The sequence below is a fragment of the Micromonospora sp. 4G55 genome, from assembly GCF_016803375.1.
In genome coordinates this window covers 1-5,731 of sequence record NZ_JAEVHN010000403.1, presented here as the reverse complement: position 1 = coordinate 5,731, position 5,731 = coordinate 1, and the positions used below count along the sequence as shown (strand labels likewise).

At 76.3% G+C, this 5,731-nt stretch carries 2 protein-coding genes and 3 pseudogenes; 3 read left to right on the top strand and 2 right to left on the bottom strand.

Features of this window, described 5'->3' with window-relative positions; translation table 11 throughout:
• Positions 1–1,800 (top strand): annotated as a pseudogene (locus tag JNW89_RS25685) (bifunctional [glutamine synthetase] adenylyltransferase/[glutamine synthetase]-adenylyl-L-tyrosine phosphorylase); the annotation flags it as partial.
• Positions 1,801–1,822: 22 nt separating this feature from the next.
• A pseudogene (locus JNW89_RS39020) lies at positions 1,823–1,915 on the top strand (hypothetical protein); the annotation flags it as partial.
• A gap of 387 nt (positions 1,916–2,302) precedes the next feature.
• Here the strand turns inward: JNW89_RS39020 and JNW89_RS25670 are convergent.
• On the bottom strand, positions 2,303–4,105 hold the full coding sequence (locus tag JNW89_RS25670; protein ID WP_375155137.1) for a methyltransferase domain-containing protein: 1,803 nt from the start codon (positions 4,103–4,105) through the stop codon (positions 2,303–2,305).
• Positions 4,106–4,191: 86 nt separating this feature from the next.
• On the opposite strand from JNW89_RS25670, the gene JNW89_RS25665 reads away from it, so the two are divergent.
• The gene (locus JNW89_RS25665) at positions 4,192–4,815 is read left to right on the top strand and encodes a helix-turn-helix domain-containing protein (RefSeq protein ID WP_375155136.1); all 624 of its coding nucleotides are present in this window, start codon (positions 4,192–4,194) and stop codon (positions 4,813–4,815) included.
• A gap of 235 nt (positions 4,816–5,050) precedes the next feature.
• Here the strand turns inward: JNW89_RS25665 and JNW89_RS25660 are convergent.
• Positions 5,051–5,731, bottom strand: a pseudogene (locus JNW89_RS25660) (hypothetical protein); the annotation flags it as partial.

The window sequence follows — 5,731 nt, the reverse complement described above, 5'->3', positions numbered from 1 at the left end:
GCCGCGCTCTCCGCGCTGGCCGACGCGACCCTGGCGGCGGCGTACGAGATCGCCGTCGACGAGCTGCCCGCGGGCACGCCCCGGCCCCGGCTGGCGGTGGTGGCGATGGGCAAGTGCGGCGGCGACGAGCTGAACTACGTCTCCGACGTCGACGTCATCTTCGTGGCCGCCGACGAGGAGGACCTGGGCGTCGCCACCACGGTCGCCGCCCGGCTGATCAATGTCTGCGGGCTGGTCGCCTGGCCGGTGGACGCCGCGCTGCGCCCGGAGGGCAACCGGGGACCGCTGGTGCGCACCCTCGCCAGTCATCTCGCCTACTACCAGCGTTGGGCCCGGACCTGGGAGTTCCAGGCCCTGCTCAAGGCCCGGCCGGCCGCCGGCGACCTGGCCCTCGCGCGGGAGTGGATCGAGGCGCTCGCCCCGCTGGTCTGGACCGCCGCCGAGCGGCCCGAGGCGGTCTCCGACGTCCGGTCCATGCGCCGCAGGATCATCGACAACGTCCCGCCGAAGGAGCTGGAACGCGAGATCAAGCGCGGGCCGGGCGGGCTGCGCGACATCGAGTTCGCCGTCCAGCTGCTGCAACTGGTGCACGGCCGCGGCGACGAGTCGTTGCGGGCGCCCGGCACCATCCCGGCGCTGCGCGCGCTCGTCAACGGCGGCTACGTCGGCCGCGCCGACGGCGAGGCGCTGCTGCGCGGGTACCGCTTCCTGCGCGCCGTCGAGCACCGGCTCCAGCTCCAGGGCCTGCGCCGGACCCACACCGTGCCGACCGATCCGGCCGCGCTGCGCTGGCTCGCCGCCGCGCTCGGCTGCACCGCCACGCCGGGCCGCAGCGCCGTGGAGAGCTTCCGCGCCGAGTGGGTCGCCCACGCCACCGAGGTACGCCGGCTGCACGCCAAGCTGCTCTACCGGCCGCTGCTGGAATCGGTGGCCCGGGTACCCGCCGACGGGCTGCGGCTCACCCCGGAGGCGGCCCGGCACCGGCTGGAGATCCTCGGCTTCGCCGACCCCGCCGGGGCGCTGCGCCACCTCCAGGCCCTCACCGGCGGGGTCAGCCGCACCGCCGCCATCCAGCGCACCCTGCTGCCGGTGCTGCTCAGCGAGTTCGCCGACGCCCCCGAGCCGGACCGGGGCCTGCTCAACTACCGGCAGGTCTCCGACAAGCTCGGCAGCACCCCCTGGTACCTGCGGCTGCTGCGCGACTCCGGCCCGGTCGCCCGCCGGCTGGCCCGGGTGCTCTCCTCCTCCCGGTACGCCGCCGACCTGCTGGCCCGGGAGCCCGAGGCGCTGCGCCTGCTGGCGGAGGAGAACGAGCTGGCCCCGCGTACCCGGGAGGTGCTCTGCGACGGCTTCGCCGCCGCCGCGGGCCGGTACCCCGACCCGGAACAGGCGATCCGCGCGGTACGCGCGCTGCGCCGGCGGGAGCTGGTCCGGACTCGCCTGCGCCGACCTGCTGAGCCGGGCCGGCGGGCTCGCCCCGCGCCCGGAGCGGGGCTCGGAGGCGGCCGCGCCCCTGGCCGACGTCACCGGGGTCGGCACCGCGCTCTCCGACGTCACCGACGCCACGCTCACCGCCGCGCTGCGCACCGCGCGGGCCGCCAAGCCGGGGCCTCCCGGACTGCGGTTCGCCGTGATCGGCATGGGCCGCTCGGCGGGTACGAGTCGAACTACCTCTCCGACGCCGACGTGCTCTTCGTCTACGACTCGCCGGTCGGGGCGGACGAGCGGGCGGCCAGCGCCGCCGCCCACGGCATCGCCGAGGAGCTGCGCCGGTTGCTCGGCGTGCCCGCCCCCCGACCCGCCGCTCGGCGTCGACGCCGACCTGCGCCCCGAGGGCCGGCAGGGCCCGCTGGTCCGCAGCCTCGCCGCCTACGCGCAGTACTACGCCCGCTGGTCGAAGGTGTGGGAGGCGCAGGCGCTGCTGCGCGCCCGGTTCATCTGCGGTGACGCCGACCTGGGCGCCGAGTTCGAGGCAATGATCGACCCGGTCCGCTGGCCGGCCGACGGCCTGAGCCGCGAGCAGGTGGTGGAGATCCGCCGGATCAAGGCCCGGGTGGAGCACGAGCGGCTGCCCCGGGGCGCCGACCCGGCCACCCACACCAAGCTGGGGCGGGGTGGCCTGGCCGACGTCGAGTGGGCGGTGCAGCTGCTCCAGCTCCGGCACGCCGGGGCGTACCCGCATCTGCGGGGCACCCGGACCCTCGACGCGCTGGCGGCGGCCCGGGACGCGGCCTGGTCGACCCGGCGGACGCCGCCGGGATGGCCGCCGGCTGGACGCTCGCCGCGCAGGTACGCAACGCGCTCATGCTGGTCCGTGGCCGCGCCGGCGACCAGTTGCCCCGGCACGGCGTGGAGCTGGCCGGGGTCGTCCGGCTGCTCGGCCGCGACGACCCGGGCGAGTTCCTCGACGAGTACCTGCGCACCGCCCGGCGGTCCCGGGCCGCCATGGAACGCGTGCTGGAGGCCTGAGCGCCGTCAGCGGCGGCGGACCAGCACCAGGTGGTCGACCAGGGTCGCCGGCTGCCCCTCCGGGTCGGTGACCGCACGCCGGGGGGCGTCCAACCGCTCGGTCCACCATCCGTCCGGGTCCAGGTCGAGTTCCGCCAGCGTCTCCTCCGGGGTGGGGAAGCGCACGTCCGGGTGGGCCAGTCGGGACCACGGCGGGACCTCGCCGTGCTCGACGATCAGCAGCCGGCCCCCCGGGCGCCACCGCCCGCGCCGCAGCCCGGAGCACCTCCGCCCGGGGGAACTCCAGCGGCGACTGGAGGAACTGCGCGGAGACCAGGTCGAACACCCCCTCCGGGAAGGTGCGGGTCAGGTCGTGCCGCTGGAAGTCGATCCGGTCCGCCACCCCGGCCTCGGCCGCCTCGGCCGCCGCCCGGTCCAGGGCGGTGGTGGAGACGTCCACCGCGGTCACCCGCCAGCCCCGGCCGGCCAGCCAGATCGCATCGGCGCCCTCGCCGCAGCCGAGGTCCAGCGCGGTGCCCGCCGGCAGCGGGTCGACGACATCGACCAGGTGCGGGTTGGCCCGCCCGCTCCAGATCCGCTCCCGCCGCTGGTAGAGCTCGTCCCAGTGCCGCGCCGTCTCGGCGTCCACGCCGTCCGCGCCGGTTTTCGTTTCGGTGGCGGCGCCGGTCCCGGCGCGCAGCGCGGTGACCGCGCGGTCGGTCTCCTCGGCGATCAGGTCGGCGTTGAGCGCCGCGCCGGCCTTCATCCCCGCCGCCGCTGCGGCGATCACGGTGGCCTGCGGGTCGGTCACGTTGCCGGCCACCCAGACCCCCGGCACCGCGGTCGCCCCGCTGGCGTCGGCGGCGACGTGGTCGCCGAAGACGTGCCCGCCGACGACGAACTCGCTGGTCGTCAGCCCGAGCCCGGCCAGCAGGTCGGCCCGCGCGGCGAACCGGGGCCCGACCACCAGCGCCTGCCGGGTGACGAGGTCCCCGGAGCGCAGCCGCACGCCGGTGAGCCGGTCGTCGGTCACCTCCAGCCCCGTGACCTCGCCCTCGACCACCCGTACGCCCCGGGCGGCGAGCTGCTCGGCCTGCTCCGGAGCCAGCGGCGGTCCGGTGTGCGTGAACACCACCACATCGTCGGTGAGCTGGCGGAACAGCAGCGCCTGATGGGTGGTCATCGGCCCGGTGGCGAGCACGCCCACGGCCTGGTCCCGCACCTCCCAGCCGTGGCAGTACGGGCAGTGCAGCACGTCCCGGCCCCAGCGTTCGGCCAGCCCCGGGATCGCGGGCAGCTCGTCGACCAGCCCCGTGGTGACCAGCAGCCGCCGCGCCCGCACCAGCTCTCCGCCGGCCAGCTCCACCTCGAACCGGGTCCGCTCGTGCCCCTCGGCCCGGTGCACCTTGGTGACCGTGCCGTCGACGACCTCGACGCCGTACCCGGCGACCTCGGCCCGGCCCGTCGCGTACAGGTCGGCGGGGGCGACGCCCTCGCTGGTGAGGTAGTTGTGCACTCCGCCGGCGGGGGCATTGCGCGGCGCCCCGCCGTCGATCACCAGCACCGACCGGCGGGACCGGCCCAGGGTGAGCGCGCCGCTGAGCCCCGCCGCGCCGCCGCCGACCACCACCACGTCGTAGATCCGGTGCTCGTGCATCCTCGTTCCCCCTTCCGGCGGGTCCGTCCCGCCGACGCTCCGGATCGTGCACGCCGCTTCCCGGGACGACAAGTATCGTTGCCGAGATGGCAAACGAACCGATGGCAGACGACACCGCGGCCCCGGACGAGGTGCTGACGGCGGTCGGGCCGCGCCTGCGGGCCCTGCGCCAGCAGCGCGCCGTGACGTTGGCCCAGCTCTCCGCCGCCACCGGCATCTCGGTGAGCACCCTGTCCCGGCTGGAGTCCGGTGGCCGCCGGCCCACCCTGGAGCTGCTGCTCCCGCTGGCCCGGTTCCACCGGGTGCCGCTCGACGACCTGGTCGGCGCGCCGGAGACCGGGGACCCCCGGGTCCGGCTCCGGTCGGTGGTCCGCAACGGGGTCACCATCGTGCCGCTGACCCGCCGTCCCGGCGGGGTGCAGGCCTACAAGATGATCTACCCGCCCGGCGGGCGGCCGGGGGAGCCCGAGCAGCAGGTGCACGAGGGGTACGAGTGGCTCTACGTGCTCTCCGGGCGGTGCCGGCTGCTGCTCGGCAGCCACGAGCTGACCCTGGAGGCGGGGGAGGTCGCCGAGTTCGACACCCGTACGCCGCACTGGTTCGGCAACCCGTACGACAGCCCGCTGGAGATCCTCAGCCTCTTCGGGCCGCAGGGAGAGCGGCTGCACGTCCGCGCCCGCCCCTCCCCGGTACGCCGCGACCCGAGCTGACCTGGGCCGGTTCGGCCCGTCCTGCTGGGGTCGGTGGTGGAGTCCTTTCGAGCTGATGACGTAGATGGATTACCGCCGCCGTGTGCGGGCATCCGCCGCCGGACGGATCCGCTGCCACCACCGTGAATCGTTTACGACATCAGACCGAAAGGGCGTGCAGGAGACACCCGGCACCGGCCGGCGGTCCCTAGCGCGGAAGGCGTGGAGAAGGCAGCCAGCGGCGGCCGGCGGTGGGTCACCCGCGCAGGGTGTAGGTGCCGGCGCGCGGCACGGTGACCGTCGTCCAGTCCCCGTCCGCGGCGACGGTGGCGCCGCCGGAGGCGGTCAGCCAGCGGGTGTGCCACACCCGGACCGGCACCGTGCCGGCGGCGGACGTGCGGAACGTCAGCGAGGTTCCGTCCTGCCCGACGAACTCGCCGGGAGCCCCCACGATCGGCGTCGGGTCGGCCACCGCGTAGAGCCGCCACCGCCCGTCCGACCAGACCTCCGTCAGGTACGGCAGGCCGGCGGAGACCAGCTCGGCCTCGGCCCGGCCGACCCAGGACAGCGGTGCGTCGGGTACCGCCACGTACTGCACGGCGAACTCGTCGAGCCAGGCCCGGTAGGTCTCGGCGGTCAGCGGCACGCCGGTGCCGGCGGCCCCGGGCACGGTGGTGAAGAAGAGCGGGTTGCGGGCGACGTCCGCCTGCCGCAGCCAGCCCCGGGCCAGCGGCACCTCGCCGAGCCGGGCGGCCTCCCAGTAGTTGCGGGTCGGCGGGACCTCCACCCGGCCGGTGAGCCCGCGCCGGGCCAGCTCGGCCCGCAGCGGCGCGAAGAACGACCGGGCGGCGGTCGGGTCGTCAACGCTGCGCAGGTCGGCCGGGACCACCGGCGGCTGCCACGCGCAGACCGCGGCCAGCAGCACGGCGAGCGCCAC

Bases quoted from the DNA above. Each gene is read 5' to 3' on its own strand.
- JNW89_RS25665 (WP_375155136.1), top strand. From the start codon at position 4,192: ATGGCAAACGAACCGATGGCAGACGACACCGCGGCCCCGGACGAGGTG.
- JNW89_RS25670 (WP_375155137.1), bottom strand. From the start codon at position 4,105: ATGCACGAGCACCGGATCTACGACGTGGTGGTGGTCGGCGGCGGCGCG.